Source organism: Pinirhizobacter soli, from assembly GCF_015905305.1.
Taxonomy (GTDB): Bacteria; Pseudomonadota; Gammaproteobacteria; order Xanthomonadales; family Rhodanobacteraceae; genus Pinirhizobacter; species Pinirhizobacter soli.
Genome location: NZ_JADZLQ010000001.1, coordinates 1516452 through 1533620 on the forward strand (window position 1 = coordinate 1516452; position 17169 = coordinate 1533620).

Genomic DNA, 17169 nt, shown 5'->3' on the forward strand with positions numbered 1-17169 from the left:
AGGGAGCCATGGCGTCGTCTTCTTTCATCCGGACTGTGACCGTCGGCCCTGGCTTCGCACCAGGTCTGCTGACCCCGCCTTGCGGCGGGCGCTCGCGGGCTCGCCCCTGGAAGGGACATACCGCCGGTGGGGAGTTTCGCCCCGCCCTGAAGACATCGCTGGCGATGATACCACCGGGGCCGGGTTGGCGCGTTACCGGGCGGGCCGGAGCCGCAGGCGGATATCGCTGCCGACCATGGCATGGTCGACGATGCCCAGTTGCCAGCGCCCGGCCATGGTGTCCAATGCGGGCAGCGCCATCAGCGGCCGCGCGCCGTCGCCCAGCAGTACCGGGGCGATGTAGAGCAGAAGTTCGTCGACGAGCCCTTGCGCAAACAGTGCCCCGCATAGCGTGGCGCCGGCTTCCACGTGCAATTCGTTGCAGTCGCGCTCAGCAAGCAGTTCCAGCACCCAGGCAAGGTCCAGATTCCCGTTGGATGCCGGCACCGGGATGCATTCAACGCGCGCGAAGCGTGAATCGCCGGCATCGGCATCGACCGCGTGCATCACGATCGTGGGCGCCTGGCCATCCAGTACATGGGCATCGGCTTGTGTACGCAGGCTTGCGTCCAGCACGACGCGCGTGGGCGGCACGCCCTCGCGGTCGCCAGGCAGGCGCGCCGTCAGGCGTGGATTGTCGGCGAGCACCGTGCCGCTGCCGGTGAGGATGGCGGAACTGCGCGCGCGCCAGCGCTGGACGTCCTCGCGCGCCGCTTCGCTGGTAATCCATTTGGATTCGCCGCTGGCCAGCGCGGTGCGGCCATCGATGCTCATGGCCAGTTTCACCCGCACGAACGACCTGCCCCGCTCGATGCGGCTGAAGAATCCGGCGTTCAGTTCCCTGGCCTCCGCGCGCATCAGGCCGCATGCCACTTCAATGCCGGCGTCGCGCAGCCTGGCCATGCCGCGGCCATTGACCTGATCGAAGGGATCCTCGGCTGCCACCACCACGCGCGCCACACCCGCGGCAATCAGCGCATCGGCGCAGGGCGGCGTACGGCCGTGGTGCGCACAGGGCTCGAGCGTGACGTAGACGGTGGCGCCGCTCGCGCGCTCGCCGGCGGCGGCCAGGGCGAGGACTTCGGCATGGGGGCCACCGGCCTTTCGGTGGAAGCCTTCGCCCACCACCACACCGTTGCGCTCGATCACACAGCCCACGCGCGGATTGGGTTGGGTGGTGTAGATGCCACGCGCGGCGATTTCAAGCGCGCGCGCCATATAGGCATGATCGTGTGGCTGAAACATCTACTTGCGCTTGCCGCCGCCGACCAGCGGCAGCGGCAGGGCTTCCATCGCCGGAAGATCGCGCTCGAGCTTCTCGATCTCCTCGCGGAAAGCGTGGACGTCCTCGAACTTGCGATACACCGAGGCAAACCGGACGTAAGCCACCTGGTCAAGCTTCTTCAGTTCACGCATCACCAGTTCACCGATCTGCCGCGAGGGCACTTCCCGCTCACCGGTGCGCCGAAGGTCGTCGACGATGGCGCGTACCGCGGCATCGACATCGTTGCTGGCCACCGGTCGTTTCTGCAGCGCCCGCTCGAAACTTACGCGTAGCTTGCGCTCGTCGAAGGATTCGCGGCGATGGCCGCTCTTGACCACGGCCGGCAGTTTCAGCTCGGCCGTTTCATAGGTATTGAAGCGTTCGCCGCACTGCGGGCACTCGCGCCGGCGCCGCACCGAGCCGCCATCGTCGGTCAAGCGCGAGTCGATCACGCGCGTGTCTTCGTGCTGGCAGAACGGACAGTGCATGGCGGGTGCTGAGTATCCTTAGCCGTAGACGGGGAAGCGCTTGCACTGCGCGGTGACGGCCTGGCGAACGCGTGCAATCACCTCCGCATCAGCCGGCGCATCGAGTACATCGCAGATCCAGCCGGTAAGCTCAACCGTGTCCGCTTCGCCGTAGCCGCGCGTGGTGATGGCTGGCGTACCCACGCGCAGGCCCGAGGTAACGAAGGGCGAGCGCGGGTCGTTGGGCACGGCGTTCTTGTTCACCGTGATATGCGCCTTGCCGAGCGCAGCTTCCGCATCCTTGCCGGTGAGCTCGCGGCCGATCAGGTCGATCAGCATCAGATGGTTCTCGGTGCCGCCGGAAACGATCTTGTAGCCGCGTTTAATAAAGGCGCCCGCCATGGCCTGGGCATTCTTCACCACCTGTTCCTGATAAGTGCGGAACCCAGGTTCGAGCGCTTCCTTGAACGCCACCGCCTTGGCGGCGATGACGTGCATCAGCGGGCCGCCCTGGATACCGGGGAACACCACCGACTGAAGTTTCTTTTCGATCTCTTCGCCGGCGCCCTGCGCCACGATGATGCCGCCGCGCGGACCGCGCAAGGTCTTGTGCGTGGTGGAGGTGACCACGTGCGCATGCGGCAGCGGGCTGGGATACACGCCCGCGGCAACCAGGCCCGCGATGTGCGCCATGTCCACGAAAAGGTAGGCACCGACCTTGTCGGCAATGGCGCGGAAACGCGCCCAGTCCATGATCTGCGAATAGGCCGAGAACCCGGCCACGATCATCTTCGGCTTGTGTTCGAGCGCGAGTTTTTCGATTTCTTCGTAGTCGACCAGGCCCGTATCGGGCGTAATGCCGTACTGCACGGCGTTGAAGATCTTGCCCGACAGGTTCACCTTCGCACCGTGGGTCAGGTGGCCGCCATGGGCCAGGCTCATGCCCAGGATGGTGTCGCCCGGCTGCAACAGGGCGAAGTACACCGCCTGGTTGGCCTGTGAGCCCGAATGCGGCTGCACGTTGGCGTAGTCGCAGTCGAACAACTGCTTCAGACGCTCGATCGCAAGCTTCTCGGCGATGTCCACGTACTCGCAACCGCCGTAGTAGCGCTTGCCCGGGTAGCCTTCGGCGTATTTGTTGGTCAGCACCGACCCTTGAGCTTCCATCACGCGGGGGCTGGCGTAGTTCTCCGAGGCGATCAGCTCGACGTGGTCTTCCTGGCGGCGCGCCTCATGGGCGATGGCCTGGGCCAGTTCGTCGTCGTAACCGGCAATGGAGCTGTCCTTCGGGAACATTGTGACCTCGGCAAGGTAAAGAACGAATCCGGGAAAGTGTAGCGCTGACAGGGTTTTGCAGCCACTGCTTGGGAAAGTCCCTGTCACCGGCCAGGACTTGGGCCAAACCCCTCGCTCCGTGGCAAGCCGCGGCCCGATCGGCGATAATGGGGGAATTTCCCGCCTTTTCCTTGCGTGAGCCGCCCTGGCGGCGGCCCGCCCGAAATCCCCCACGGAGCCAGCATGCAGTACATCTACACGATGAACGGGGTGAGCAAGATCGTTCCCCCGAAACGCCAGATCATCAAGGACATCTCGCTCTCCTTCTTCCCCGGCGCCAAGATCGGCCTGCTGGGCGTGAACGGTGCGGGCAAGTCCACGGTGCTCAGGATCATGGCGGGCGTCGATACCGACTTCCAGGGCGAGGCGCGTGCCCAGCCCGGCACCAAGGTCGGCTACCTGGCCCAGGAACCGCAGCTGGATCCCGAAAAGACCGTCCGCGAGGCCGTGGAGGAAGGCGTCTCGGAAATCCTCGACGCGCAGAAGCGCCTGGATGAGATCTACGCCGCCTATGCCGAGGAAGGCGCGGACTTCGACAAGCTCGCCGAAGAGCAGCAAAAGCTTGAGAACCTACTGGCCGCCAACGACGCCCATGCGCTCGAACGCCAGCTGGAAGTAGCCGCCGATGCGCTGCGCCTGCCGCCCTGGGACGCCAAGATCGGGCCGCTGTCCGGTGGCGAGAAGCGCCGCGTGGCGCTGTGCCGCTTGCTGCTGTCCAAGCCCGACATGCTGCTGCTGGACGAACCCACCAACCATCTGGATGCCGAATCCGTCGACTGGCTCGAACAATTCCTGCACGACTATCCCGGCACGGTGGTGGCAGTCACCCATGACCGCTACTTCCTGGACAACGCCGCTGAGTGGATCCTGGAACTCGACCGCGGCCGCGGTATCCCCTGGAAGGGCAACTACACCGAGTGGCTCGAACAGAAGGGCGAGCGGCTGGCCCGCGAGGAAGCCTCGGAAAAGGGCCGCCAGAAGGCGCTGGCCCGCGAGCTTGAGTGGGTGCGTTCGGCGGCCAAGGGCCGCCAGTCGAAGGGCAAGGCGCGCATCAACCGCTTCGAGGAACTCAATTCCGTCGAGTACCAGAAGCGCAACGAAACCAACGAACTCTACATCCCGCCGGGCGAGCGCCTTGGCCAGGAAGTGATCGAGTTCAAGAACGTCACCAAGAGCTTCGGCGACCGCGTCCTCATCGACGACCTCAGCTTCAAGGTACCGCCGGGCGCCATTGTCGGCGTGATCGGCCCCAACGGCGCGGGCAAGTCCACGCTGTTCAAGCTGATCACCGGCAAGGAAACGCCTGACTCCGGCGAAGTGAAGCTCGGCCATACGGTGCAGCTGGCCTATGTCGACCAATCGCGCGATGCGCTGGACCCGAAGAAAAACGTGTGGCAAGAAGTCTCCGGCGGCGCCGACATCATCACCATCGGCCGCTACGAGCTGCAGTCGCGCGCCTACATCGGCCGCTTCAACTTCAAGGGCACCGACCAGCAGAAGATCGTCGGCTCGCTGTCGGGTGGTGAGCGCGGCCGCCTGCACATGGCCAAGACCCTGTTGCAGGGCGGCAACGTGCTGCTGCTGGACGAACCGTCCAACGACCTTGACGTGGAAACCCTGCGCGCACTCGAAGACGCCATGCTGGAATTCCCCGGCTGCGCGATGGTCATTTCCCATGACCGCTGGTTCCTTGATCGCATCGCCACGCACATCCTGGCCTTCGAGGGCGATTCCCACGTGGAATTCTTCCCTGGCAACTACAACGAGTACGAAGCTGACAAGAAGCGCCGCATGGGCGACGATGCCGGCCCGAAGCGGGTGAAGTACAAGAAACTGGCCTGACCCAACGGCCGCCCCACGGGGCGGCCGTTTTGCATGAGGAGATCGAACCATGTCGTTCATGACACAACTGCGCGACGCCTGGCGCGAGCGCAACACCCTGGTCTGCGTGGGCCTGGATCCCGAGCCCGGCCGCCTGCCCTCAGGCGTAGCCAACGTGCTGGACTTCTGCAAAGCCATCGTCGACGCCACCGCACCGTATGCATGTGTCTTCAAGCCGCAGATCGCACACTTCGCTGCACAGCGGCTGGAAGGCGAGCTCGAGGAACTCATCGCCTACATCCACAAGGAACATCCCAGCGTACCGGTCATCCTTGACGCCAAGCGCGGCGACATCGGGTCCACCGCCAAGCACTATGCCAGCGAAGCCTTCGATCGCTACGGAGCCGATGCCGTTACGCTGAATCCTTATCTTGGCCGCGATTCAATCGACCCCTTCCTGGAGCGCGCCGACAAGGGCGTGATCCTGCTCTGCCGCACGTCAAATCCTGGCGGCGGGGATTTCCAGGCGCTCGATTGCGCCGGCGAGCCCCTCTACCTGCGCGTGGCCGAAACCATCGCCCGCCAGTGGAATCACCATGGCAACTGCGCCCTGGTGACCGGCGCCACGTGGCCTGCGGAACTGGGCCAGGTACGCGCCCTGGTCGGCGACATGCCCTTGCTGGTGCCTGGCATCGGCGCGCAAGGCGGCGACGTGGCCGGGGTGCTCTCGCACGGCGCCACCGCCGACGGCACGGGCCTGATGATTTCCTCGTCGCGCGGAATCATCTACGCAAGCGAAGGGGAAGACTTCGCCGCGGCCGCGGGCGTTGCGGCGAAGTCATTGCGTGATGTCATCAACGATCATCGCCAAGCCGCTATCTGACATCGGGAACACCCCGTCGACCAAAAAAAACGCCCCTTTCGGGGCGTTTTTCCTTTTCTAGCCTTGCGGCTGGATCAGGCTGCAGCGTCCTTGAGCTTCTTGAGCGGACGGATCTTCAGCTTGATCGAGGCCGGCTTGGCAGCAAACCACTGCTCTTCACCGGTGAACGGGTTCTTGCCCTTGCGCTTCGGCTTGGCAGCAACTGCCTGCGAGGTGACCTTGAACAGGCCCGGCAGCACGAACTGGCCGGCACCCTTCTTGTGCACCGAGGCACTCATGGCTTCTTCGAGCGCGACCAGAACGGCCTTGACGCCCTTCGGCTCCACGCCGCTCTGCGACGCGATGTGGGCCACGAGGGCCGTCTTGTTCAGAACTTCCTTGATAGGTTTGATCGAAGCCATCTAATGGATCCTCATTGGGATAGGTCAATTACAGCGGTTGTAGATGCGCCCCCGGCGCCGTTACGGACTGTAATGCCAAGCGATACGAAAAAAACAGTCCTTTTTTAAGGGTTCTTGCGAGTTTCTTCATCGAAAGCGCCTGATGCGCAAGTCCGGGAAGAAAGCAAGCCCCCATTTTCGACAAGTTGGATGCCTTCGCGAGCCCTTTCGGCTTGTGCCGCCAGGAAGGAATAAGCGACGTCGAACGTCCGGATGATCGGCAAGGGTCGACGCGTGTTTGGATCACCGGACGGTTGCGATGGGCGCCCCGGCTCCATGGGTCGAAGGGTGGCCCCTAGCCAGCCAGGTGAAAGGCGGCGGGAACGAAGAATGGCGATATCCAGAAATAAACCCGGGCACAATACCGAAAATGGCAGACTTTTTCATAACGTTTCCTTAACCGTTCACCCCCAAGAACGCTCTATTGCCCCCTTGGGTACTCGCCATGGCTGTCGAACGGGCGTACCATTTGTTACGTAGACTTTAAATTTTCGTGGCTGTCCCCACTTTTGAGGGGAACCTAAAAGGCGCTGGCGTGTTCAAAGACATGCACCGGGCGCCGAGCCGGGGAAATCCCTTCCCGAGCGACCGACCTAGACTTTGGAAACATCATCATGACCTTTGATTTCAATAGCGAATACGCCGCCGCCAACGAGGCGCCGTTCTATACCTGGACGCCTGCCGGCATGGTCTCGGCCACGGGCATCACGGCCCCCACGGTGGGTCCGGATGACGGCTACGACTGGCTTCGCGAAGTAGCTACCCGTCTTAACAAGGCGGCCTAATCGTCCGCGACGTCCAGACCGGGGAATAACACCTCGGTAAAACCGAACTTGGTGAAATCCGTGATCCTTGACGGATAGAGCCGACCTATAAGGTGGTCGCACTCGTGCTGCACCACCCGGGCATGGAAGCCTTCCGCCGTGCGGTCAATGGCCAGGCCATCCGGATCGATCCCCTGGTAGCGAACCAACGTGTAGCGGCTCACTGCCCCACGTAGCCCAGGCACGGACAAACACCCTTCCCAGCCCTCTTCCATATCCTGCGATATCGGTGTGATCACCGGATTGAGCAGGATCGTCCGCGGTACGGGCGGCGCATCGGGGTAGCGTTCGCTACTGTCGAAACCGAAAATCACCAGCTGCAGGTCCACGCCGATCTGGGGCGCGGCCAAACCCACGCCGCCGGCGTGGAACATGGTGTCGAACATGTCCTGCACCAGCGCCTTCAGTTCATCGCTGCCGACCATCGCCGGCGGCACGGGCGGCGCCACGCGCAGCAGGCGCGGGTCGCCCATCTTCAGGATTTCATGGATCACGGCTCGCTCCTTGATGCGTGAAGCCCGGCGGGGCATACGTCTACAGGTATGGCATCCCCCCGCGCGGGAAGCAAGACCTAGGAAGACGCCTTGTTCAGGCCGATCAAACCCTGGCGCATTCGACCAATGGCTAATGCCCGGGAACCCGCTTAAGCATTGACCCCCCGGGTGCGCAGGGCGACCCTTGTCCCAGTCTCACGGGGAGTGGTCCATGAACATTGCAACCGAAAAGAGCAGTCCGGCAGGAAAGATCCTTTGGGCTGCGATTTCCATTGTCGGTGCCTGGTGCCTGGGCGTCGTCGCCCTGCGCCGCGGCGAACCGATCAACGCGATCTGGGTGGTGGCTGCGTCCATCGCGGTGTTCATGATCGGCTACCGCTTCTACAGCCGGATGATCGCAACGAAGGTATTGCAGCTTGATCCCTCGCGCGCCACGCCCGCGGTGCTTCGCAATGACGGCCTGGACTACGTGCCCACGGACAAATGGGTGGTCTTCGGCCACCACTTCGCCGCCATCGCCGGCGCAGGACCCCTGGTGGGTCCGGTGCTCGCCGCCCAGATGGGTTACCTGCCGGGCGTACTCTGGATACTGGTGGGCGTGATCTTCGCCGGCGCGGTGCAGGACTTCATGATCCTGGGGCTTTCACTGCGTCGCGACGGCCGCTCGCTCGGCCACATGCTGCGCGAGGAACTGGGCCCGGTAGCTGGTGTGGTGGCCATGGTCGGGGTGCTGGTGCTGATGATGATCGTGCTGGCGGTGCTGGCGCTGGTGGTGGTCAAGGCACTCACGCACAGCCCCTGGGGTACGTTCACGGTGGCGGCGACCATCCCCATTGCCCTGTTGATGGGCATTTACCTCCGTTACATCCGGCCCGGACGCATCCTGGAAGTGTCCATCATCGGCCTGGTGCTTCTGCTTACCTCCATCTGGGCGGGCGCCTTCGTAGCCGGCTCGCCGACCTGGGGCCCGGTGTTCGACTTCGACGCCAGGGGCCTTGCGTGGCTGCTGATCGCCTACGGCTTCTGTGCTTCGGTGCTGCCGGTGTGGCTACTGCTGGCGCCGCGCGATTACCTTTCCACCTTCCTGAAGATCGGCACGATCGCGCTGCTGGCGCTGGCGATCTTCCTGGCCGCACCCACCCTGCAGATGCCGGCGGTGACCAAGTTCATCGATGGCACGGGCCCCGTGTTCCAGGGCAACCTCTTCCCGTTCCTCTTCATCACCATCGCCTGTGGCGCGGTGTCGGGCTGGCACTCGATCATTGCCTCGGGCACCACGCCGAAGCTGCTGTCGAATGAGGGTGAGGCGCGCATGGTGGGTTACGGCGGCATGCTGATGGAGGCCTTCGTGGCCATCATGGCGTTGATTGCCGCGGCGTCGCTGCACCCGGGCGTGTACTTCGCGATGAACTCACCCGCGGCGCTGGTGGGCACGACGGTCGAGCAGGCCGCGACCACCATCAGCCAATGGGGCTTCGTGGTGCGCCCGGATGAACTGACCCAGATCGCCAAGGACATCGGCGAAGGTACCGTGCTTGGCCGCGCCGGCGGCGCACCCACGCTGGCCGTGGGCATGGCGCAGCTGCTGCACAACGTGATCCCCGGCGAAGGCATGCTGGCCTTCTGGTATCACTACGCGATCCTGTTCGAAGCCTTGTTCATCCTGACTACGGTCGATGCCGGCACGCGTGTGGGCCGCTTCATGATCCAGGAGATCGCGGGCCTGGTGCATCCGGAACTCAAAAAAACCGAATCGTGGACGGGCAACCTGCTCGCCACGGCGATATGCGTGGGCCTGTGGGGGTATTTCCTCTACCAGGGTGCGGTGGATCCGCTGGGCGGCATCAACACCTTGTGGCCACTCTTCGGCATCGCCAACCAGATGCTGGCGGCGATCGCGCTGCTGCTGGCAACGGTGGTGACGGTGAAACTGAAGCGCGAGCGCTATGTACTGGTGCCGGGCATCCCCGCGATATGGCTGATCGTGTGCACCCTCACCGCCGGTTACCAGAAACTGATTGGGCCGATCAGCTTTACCGCCGCGGCGCAGAAGTACGCCGATGCACTGGCCGCTGGCAACATGCTGGCGCCGGCCAAGACGGTCGCGGCCATGCAGCAGATCATCACCAACAACCGCGTGGACATGGTGCTCACCGCCATCTTCATGCTGCTGGTGGTGACGATGACCCTGTTCGGCATCCGCGCCATCATGCTGGCATGGAAGAACAACCACCCCACCACCCACGAAGAGCCCTACGTGGCGCTGGCGTCGGTACCGGCGGCGACGAGGTGACGTGATGACCACCGCGAGGGAACACCTGCAGTCGACGTGGAGGTGGGCGGTGCAAACCGCCCGCCTCTGCTGCGGCGTGCCCGACTACGACGTATACGTGGCGCATTTGAAGGAACACCATCCGGAGAAGGTAATTCCTTCATATGGGGAGTTTTTCAGGGAAAGGCAGGAGGCGCGGTACAAGGGCACGGGTGGGCGTTGCTGCTAGACGAAGGTCAACCTGCAATTTCCAACATCCTGCGATTTATGGCCACGGTGGCGTCGAAAAGACGCTGGCTTATCTGCGTCAAAACAGAAAGCTTTCGATCAATCTCGGCGGTCCGCATCCGCAAGGCAAGAATCCTTTCCGCCATATCAATGGAAAGTTCTCCGCGCAGCTGTTCCAAATGCGATTTCTTCGCTCGAAGTTCAGCAATCATTGCTTCGACTTTTTGTTCTCTCAAGCTCACCCCCGAACATCGAGCCGCCCGCCCCAGTTCTCCAAACCCCACTGCGCTGTCCCGCACCATGCTTCGCGCCAAGCCCAGGATGCTTTCGGCGTCACTTTTGATTGATCGCAGTTGCGTTATCGACAGGTCATTCACTTGCGCGCCATTCGTTCGCGGGAACTTTCCGATGGCCTGCTCGCAAACGCCAACGACGGTTGGACTGTTGGTGGAAGAAACATTTCCGGGCATATTCAAGGACTGCGGCTGCGGCAGGCTGTCGAGCCATGGCGCCGCTGACTGCGAACTATCGGACGCTTGCCTGGCAACGAAGCCGACCATGGCAAAGACAGCCGTGGTGGCCACAATGGTCGTGGCCCAAGGGTGTCGCTTCATCGCGGCTCCGATGCTACCGGTAGCGACGCGGCTACCTTGCTCGCCCCTATCGTCTGGGTTCATCGGAATGCTCAGTGCCTGGTAAATTTCCCTGCGCTCCGGAACACGAGTATCGGAATCCCGATGGAGCGGAGAATTGGAAACACCAAGGAGTCCCCGACATGACCGCGCGTCAGGCCCCGGATGTCGACCGACATTCATCGCGTTCTGGAAAATACTAGCTCGCGCTTGATGGGCTGTGGTGTTGCCGATGGGCATCTGATGTTCCTTTGCAAAAGGGGGCAGCGGCAGACACGACTAGTAGCAGCAGCCGGCCGGCCGCGCTGTATCAAATCAACCATTGACGAGTCACCGGGTCCGCTCCATCCCGCCACGGTGCGGCAGCCATCTCGCAAGCACGGGATTGAGCATCGTTCGATAGGTCGCCTTACGAAACTTTGAGAAAATCCGTATGGAACCATGTAGGTGAAGCCGTGATCATGTGCGGGTTGCCAGGACATCGGCAACTGGGTGTAGAAACCCGCGTGCTTCAGGCCCCGCAGCAACCCTGCGGGAAACCTGTGGTTTTACCGCCTTCGGGTGGGCGACCAGGCGGGCGCAAGCCCGGCCGTTGAGTACGCGGTTTTCTACCCTGGCTCGCCCGCCACCCTATTCTTCCAGTGAAATGGGCCCGGCTGCGAGTCATGGTGGTGAATGAACGCGACCGGCTGGCATGAAGCGTCCTGGGCCGACTGTGTAGGAAGCGGTTAGCCCTGGACAAAGGGTGGCGATACCGGCGCGTTCATTCGCCTGCTTTTTTAAAGCACCTGATGCGTATTGCGCTTCGGTCCCAGCTCCACGATGTACATCGCGCCGAGCATCAGGCCGCCACCCACCACGGTGCGCCAGCCGAGTGCGTCCACGCCTAACAAGATGGCGAAGCCCGCGGCGAACACCGGCTCGAGCGTCATCACGATCGCCGCGCGCGTGGAACTCATGTGTGCTTGCGCCCAGGTCTGCACCAGCATGGCCAGGGCGCCGGCGGCCAGCGCCATGTACAGCACCGACACCCAGGCCGACGCATCGGGCGGCATCGAAGGACCATGCGGCAACGTGGCCAGCAGGCATACCACGGCGATCGCCACCATCTGCACGGCGGCCATGCCGAAGGCTTCGCCCTTTCGCGACCAGCGTCCGAGCCCGAGGATGTGCAGTCCGTAGAGGGCCGCTGAGGCAAGCGTCAGCAACACCCCGACGTCGAGCTCGAAGCCGTGCAGCGCCAGCAGGCCCAGGCCAACCGTCGCCACGGCCACGGCGATCCACGTCGCCGGTGGCGTGCGCTCTTTGAGCAACACCCAGCCCAATAACGGGGTGAACACCACGTACATCCCGGTGGCGAAGCCGCTGACGCTCGGACTTATCCTGGCCAGGCCCCAGGTCTGCAGCAGCTGAGCCACGCCATAGAGCACGCCTAGCGCCAACGCACGCCACAGCTGCCCGCGATCCATGCGCATCACAGGACGGGCGAACATCACCACCATCACCACGGCGGCAATGACAAAGCGCACGGCAAGGAAGTCGGGAACGCTCATGCGTCCGACCACGCCCTTGATCAGTGCGAAGGTGGTGCCCCAAACGGCGGTAACCAGCAGCAGCCCCAGCGTCGGCGCCAGCGTGCCTGCGGGCTTGTCGCTCACCGGCGCCGGCGGCGCAGCCACAGCCACGGCGCCATCAGCAGGAAATGCGCCCAGATCGCCAGCCAGACGAAACCGGATATGACCGGGCTGCGTGAAAGCGCATCGTGCTGGCGGAACCAGCGCCACATACCGCGGTGCTTGAAGCGGCTGACGAACACCGGCCGGTGGCGGCTGGAGCCGCCCTTGCCGTGCTGCACGCGCAGGTCGCCGGCCAGGATCACCCGGTAGCCGACATCGCGCAGGCGGCGGCAGAGATCGAGGTCTTCAAAGTGGAGGAAATAACCTTCGTCGAAACCCGACACGCGCTGGTACACGGCGCGCGGGAACAACATCAAGGCACCGGATACGGCTTCTTCCGGCGCAGGTTTGTCGGGCATGGGACCGGGCACGGCCACCCCCAGCCCCTTCCGCCCAAGCATGGTATTGATCACGCGGGCCACGGTGGGATCGCGGCGTCGCGAGGCAGGATCGGGCCGGCCCTCCAGGTCGCAGACCACGGCGCCTACCACCCCGGTGTCGGGGTCGTTGGTGGCGATGTCGACCATGCGGGGCAGGTCGTCGGGCTCGAGCAGGCAATCGGGATTGACGATGGCAATGAAGCGGCCACGGGTCATTGCCGCCCCGCGATTGGCGGCGGGGCCAAAGCCAAGGTTGGCGCGGTTGTAGACCACGCGCAGGCGTTCTTCGTTCTGGAAGGCCCGTTCCACCGCTTCAGGCTGGCCATCATCCGAGCCGTTGTCGATCAGGATCAGTTCGACCTGCAGGTTGCTGGCCAGAACGCGGCGCACACATTCGCGCAGCGACTGCCCGCTGTCGGCCGACACCACCACCACGCTGCACGTGGGAATCGTCCGATTCGAATGCGAGCGCTTGAAAGTGGTGGGTTTTTCAGTGCGCCAGTCGCCGAATTCACCCTTCGCCGGCGGCGCGTCGTAATCAATCCACCCAGGTCCGTGCATTTCGGAACATTCTCATCCACGGGGAATCTTCGCCCCATTTTTCGGGGTGCCAGCTCATCTGCACGCTGCGGAACACCCGTTCCGGATGCGGCATCAGAATGGTGACTCGACCGTCGGCTGCGGTAAAGCCTGCCAAACCTCCCGGGGACCCATTCGGGTTCAGCGGGTAGGTTTCGGTCGGTCGCCCGCGATTATCCACGAAACGCACCGCACCATGGCTTTTGCTGGGGCTGCAGACGTTGGGGAAGTACACGCGGCCTTCGCCATGGGCCACCGCCACCGGGATCCTGGAGCCGGCCATGCCCTTGAAGAAGATGCTGTCCGACTCGAGCACCTCGAGCGTAGCCAGGCGCGCTTCGTACTGCTCGGATGCATTTCGCAGGAAGAACGGCCAGTGCTGGGCGCCGGGAATGATGTCCTTCAGGTGGGACATCATCTGGCAGCCATTGCACACGCCCAGGGAGAAATTCGCAGCATTCGCAAAGAAGGCCTCGAACTGGTCGCGCAGCATATTGTTGTACAAGATCGACGTGGCCCAGCCGCGGCCGGCGCCCAGCACGTCGCCGTAGGAGAACCCTCCGCAGGCGGCCATGCCGCGGAAGCCATCCAGGGTCACACGGCCGGAAGCGAGGTCGGACATGTGCACGTCCACCGCCTCGAAGCCGGCACGATCGAACGCTGCGGCCATCTCCACCTGGCCGTTCACGCCCTGCTCGCGCAAGATCGCCACGCGCGGACGCTTGCCCAGCTTCAGGTAGGCCGAGGACGTGTCCTGCGCCGGATCGAAGGTGAGCTTGGGCGAGATGCCAGGATCGGCATCGTCGCGGCGCCACTCGCTTTCCGAATCGGCGCATTGCGGGTTGTCGCGCAAGCGCTGCATGGCGTAGCTGGTTTCATTCCACAGCGAGAAGAGCTCGGTCCAGTTCCACTTGAACAGCGCATCGCCACCCAGGTACAGCTTGATGCCGAGTTTCTCTTTCGGCCGGCCGATCGGATGGCTGATCGCCGCCAGGCCGTGCTTCACCAGCAGCGCTTCGAAGGCTTCGCGGTTGGCCGAGGCGACCTGCACCACCGCACCGAGCTCTTCGTTGAAGAGGGCGCGCAAGGTGGCTTCGGCCCAACCGTCCAGGCGGATTTCCAGGCCGCAGCGGCCGGCAAAGGCCATCTCCAGCAGGGTAACGATGGCGCCGCCGTCGGAACGGTCGTGGTAGGCCAGCAGCAGGCCGCCACGGTTGGCTTCCTGGATGAATTCGAAGAACGCACGAAGCTTGGCGGCATCGTCGAGGTCGGGCGGCACGCCGCCCATACGGTTGAACACCTGGCTCAGCGCCGAGGCGCCCAGGCGATCGCGACCGGCGCCAAGGTCGATCAACCACAGTTCGGTGTCGCCCCGGTCCATGCGCAGCTGCGGCGTGAGCACGCGGCGTGCATCGCTGACACGGGCAAAGCCGGTGATGACCAGCGATACCGGCGATACCGTGCGCTGGAGAACGCCGTCTTCGGTCCACTCCGTCTGCATCGACAGGGAGTCCTTGCCGACCGGAATGGCGATGTCCAGTGACGGGCAAAGCTCCATGCCCACGGCCTTGACCGCATCGAACAAGGCGGCATCGTCGCCGGCATGGTTCACCGCGGCCATCCAGTTCGCCGACAGGCGCACCTGGGCAAGATCGTCGATCGGCGCGGCAGCCAGGTTGGTGATCGCCTCGCCCACGGCAAGGCGCGCGGCATCGGCGCTGTTGAGCAGGGCCACCGGGGCGCGTTCGGCCATGGCCATGGCTTCGCCGGTGTAGCCGTCGAAGTCGGAAAGCGTGACGGCGCAGTCGGCGACAGGCACCTGCCAGGGGCCGACCATCGGATCGCGGGTATTGAGGCCACCCACGGTGCGGTCGCCGATAGTGATCAGGAAGTTCTTGCTGCCGACGGTAGGAAGCCGCAGCACGCGGCGCAGGGCTTCGTCCATGCCGACGCCCGAGAGGTCGGGCACCAGGTCGATGCGTGGCTTCTTGCGCGTGGCGTCGCGGTGCATGCGCGGCGGCTTGCCGAACAGCACTTCCATCGGCAGGTCGATGGCCACCGTACCGTCGCGCGAATCGCGCAGCAGCAGGCGGCGCTCGGCCGTGGCATCGCCTACCACCGCCACCGGGCAGCGCTCGCGCGCGCACATGGCGAGGAAGGCCTCGACGTCTTTCGGCTCGATGGCAAGGACATAGCGTTCCTGCGACTCGTTGCTCCACACCTGCATCGGCGAGAGTTGCGGGTCGTCGCAGGGGATGGTGGCAAGGTCGATGACACCACCGACGCTTGAGTCGTTGAGCAACTCGGGAATGGCGTTTGACAGGCCACCGGCGCCTACGTCGTGGATGCTCACGATAGGGTTGGCATCGTCCAGCGCACAGCACTGGTCGATCACCTGCTGGCAGCGCCGCTCCATCTCGGCGTTGTCGCGCTGCACGGAAGCGAAATCCAGTTCCGCGCTGGAACTTCCCGATGCCACCGACGAGGCCGCACCACCGCCCAGGCCGATCAGCATGGCGGGGCCGCCGAGCACGATCACCTTGTTGCCTGGTTGCAACTCATGCTTTTGCACCAGCCCCGGGCGCAGCGTGGCCAGGCCGCCGGCGATCATGATCGGCTTGTCGTAGCCTCGCCGGAAACCGGGCATGCTGCCTTCGATTTCGAAGGTGCGGAAATAGCCGCCGAGCGCTGGCCGGCCGAATTCGTTGTTGAAGGCGGCAGCGCCCAGCGGACCGTCGCGCATGATCTCGAAGGCCGTTGCCATGCGTGGCGGCAGCGGGCGGTCGACTTCCCACGGACGCGGCAGGCCGGGGATGCGCAGATGCGAGACGGAGAAACCGGTGAGGCCGGCCTTCGGCTTGCCACCGCGGCCAGTGGCACCCTCGTCGCGAATCTCGCCACCGGCACCGGTGGCCGCGCCCGGCCACGGTGCGATCGCGGTGGGATGGTTATGCGTCTCCACCTTGATGGCGTAGGGCATCGATTCTTCATGACGACGCCAGACGTTGTCCTTCGGATCGGCGATCAGCCGGAAGCCGTTATTGCCGGCAATTACGGCCGCGTTGTCGCTGTAGGCGGACAAGGTATGCGCGGGCGAGTGCGCATGCGTGTTGCGGATCATGGCGAACAGGGATTTTTCCTGCGGCTCGCCGTCCACCGTCCACGAGGCGTTGAAGACCTTGTGGCGGCAATGTTCGGAGTTCGCCTGGGCGAACATCATGAGCTCCGCGTCGGTCGGTGCACGGCCGAGCTCCGCGTAATTGGCCACCAGGTAGTCGATCTCGTCGTCGGCCAGGGCCAGGCCCAGGCTGCGGTTGGCCTCGGCCAGCGCGGCTTTCGGATCCGACCCGAGCTCCACGCGCCCGAGCGGACCGGGTGAGCCGGCCAGGAACAGACTGTGGGCCTGATCGATCGAGGGCAGCACCGATTGGGTCATGGCGTCGTGGAGCGCTGCCATGACCAGGGCGTGGTCGGGGCGGCCAGCGTCGGGCATGCCGGCGATCAGCCACCCCAGGCCACGTTCCACCCGCCGGATGTCGAATCCGGCGCCATGGAGGATGTCGGTGGCCTTGCTGGACCACGGCGAGATGGTACCCAGCCGCGGCACCACCCAGAAGGTGGCGGGTTCCGGCGTGGTGTCCTTCGCCTCGAGCACCTGCAGCAGCCGGGCGCGCATCTCACCAGCTGGTGCGACGGCAGCGTCGACGAAATACACGTGCCAGGCGGCCTGGACGCGGGTGCCGTGATGCAGGGCGTCCAGGCGGGCGTTCAGGCGTTCCAGGCGAAACGGCGAAAGGGCGCTTTGCCCGTCGAGAGCGATCATGCGAGCGGGAAG

14 protein-coding genes and 1 riboswitch are annotated in these 17169 nt (G+C 64.3%); of the genes, 5 read left to right on the top strand and 9 right to left on the bottom strand.

What is annotated here, in order from left to right; genetic code table 11:
- Nucleotides 1–12: 12 nt before the first annotated feature.
- A riboswitch (FMN riboswitch) is annotated at nt 13–158 on the bottom strand.
- 34 nt (nt 159–192) lie between these two features.
- From ribD to glyA, 3 genes are read right to left on the bottom strand one after another with little or no spacing between them, the layout of a single operon-like run.
- Nucleotides 193–1284 (bottom strand): bifunctional diaminohydroxyphosphoribosylaminopyrimidine deaminase/5-amino-6-(5-phosphoribosylamino)uracil reductase RibD, encoded by a 1092-nt coding sequence (gene ribD / locus NDK18_RS06605; protein WP_250627365.1) that lies wholly within the window; start codon nt 1282–1284, stop codon nt 193–195.
- Entirely contained in the window at nt 1285–1791 is a 507-nt protein-coding gene (nrdR, locus tag NDK18_RS06610) for a transcriptional regulator NrdR (RefSeq protein WP_250625105.1), read from the bottom strand.
- Nucleotides 1792–1809: 18 nt separating this feature from the next.
- A complete protein-coding gene (glyA, locus tag NDK18_RS06615; protein ID WP_250625104.1) occupies nt 1810–3066 on the bottom strand; it encodes a serine hydroxymethyltransferase in 1257 nt (418 codons plus the stop codon).
- Nucleotides 3067–3288: 222 nt separating this feature from the next.
- Between glyA and ettA the strand changes: the two genes are divergently transcribed.
- The gene (ettA, locus tag NDK18_RS06620; RefSeq protein ID WP_250625103.1) at nt 3289–4947 is read left to right on the top strand and encodes an energy-dependent translational throttle protein EttA; all 1659 of its coding nucleotides are present in this window, start codon (nt 3289–3291) and stop codon (nt 4945–4947) included.
- Nucleotides 4948–4996: 49 nt separating this feature from the next.
- A complete protein-coding gene (pyrF, locus tag NDK18_RS06625) occupies nt 4997–5809 on the top strand; it encodes an orotidine-5'-phosphate decarboxylase (RefSeq protein WP_250625102.1) in 813 nt (270 codons plus the stop codon).
- A 74-nt stretch (nt 5810–5883) separates the two neighbouring features.
- On the opposite strand, the gene NDK18_RS06630 is transcribed toward pyrF, so the two are convergent.
- Nucleotides 5884–6210, bottom strand: a complete 327-nt coding sequence (locus NDK18_RS06630; protein ID WP_250625101.1) for an HU family DNA-binding protein — start codon at nt 6208–6210, stop codon at nt 5884–5886.
- A gap of 653 nt (nt 6211–6863) precedes the next feature.
- On the opposite strand from NDK18_RS06630, the gene NDK18_RS06635 reads away from it, so the two are divergent.
- Nucleotides 6864–7034 carry a hypothetical protein gene (locus tag NDK18_RS06635; protein WP_250625100.1) on the top strand — a complete coding sequence of 57 codons (171 nt, stop codon included), beginning with the start codon at nt 6864–6866 and terminating at the stop codon, nt 7032–7034.
- Here NDK18_RS06635 and def read toward each other — a convergent pair.
- Nucleotides 7031–7567 (bottom strand): peptide deformylase, encoded by a 537-nt coding sequence (def, locus tag NDK18_RS06640; RefSeq protein ID WP_250625099.1) that lies wholly within the window; start codon nt 7565–7567, stop codon nt 7031–7033. The genes NDK18_RS06635 and def overlap by 4 nt on opposite strands.
- Nucleotides 7568–7778: 211 nt before the next feature.
- Here def and NDK18_RS06645 point away from each other — a divergent pair, with 211 nt between their 5' ends.
- Both NDK18_RS06645 and NDK18_RS06650 read left to right on the top strand, forming a co-directional pair.
- Nucleotides 7779–9860, top strand: a complete 2082-nt coding sequence (locus NDK18_RS06645; protein WP_250625098.1) for a carbon starvation CstA family protein — start codon at nt 7779–7781, stop codon at nt 9858–9860.
- A 4-nt stretch (nt 9861–9864) separates the two neighbouring features.
- Complete coding sequence (locus NDK18_RS06650) at nt 9865–10068, top strand: YbdD/YjiX family protein (RefSeq protein ID WP_250625887.1); 204 nt, start codon at nt 9865–9867, stop codon at nt 10066–10068.
- 7 nt (nt 10069–10075) lie between these two features.
- Here the strand turns inward: NDK18_RS06650 and NDK18_RS06655 are convergent, their stop codons facing one another.
- The 4 genes from NDK18_RS06655 to purL all read right to left on the bottom strand — a co-directional run bounded on the left by NDK18_RS06655 (nt 10076) and on the right by purL (nt 17157).
- Complete coding sequence (locus tag NDK18_RS06655) at nt 10076–10939, bottom strand: hypothetical protein (protein WP_250627366.1); 864 nt, start codon at nt 10937–10939, stop codon at nt 10076–10078.
- A gap of 539 nt (nt 10940–11478) precedes the next feature.
- On the bottom strand, nt 11479–12384 hold the full coding sequence (locus NDK18_RS06660; RefSeq protein WP_250627367.1) for a DMT family transporter: 906 nt from the start codon (nt 12382–12384) through the stop codon (nt 11479–11481).
- Entirely contained in the window at nt 12354–13316 is a 963-nt protein-coding gene (locus tag NDK18_RS06665; RefSeq protein WP_250625094.1) for a glycosyltransferase family 2 protein, read from the bottom strand. The genes NDK18_RS06660 and NDK18_RS06665 overlap by 31 nt, the downstream gene beginning before the upstream one ends.
- Nucleotides 13294–17157 carry a phosphoribosylformylglycinamidine synthase gene (purL, locus tag NDK18_RS06670; RefSeq protein ID WP_250627368.1) on the bottom strand — a complete coding sequence of 1288 codons (3864 nt, stop codon included), beginning with the start codon at nt 17155–17157 and terminating at the stop codon, nt 13294–13296. The genes NDK18_RS06665 and purL overlap by 23 nt, the downstream gene beginning before the upstream one ends.
- Nucleotides 17158–17169: the final 12 nt, after the last annotated feature.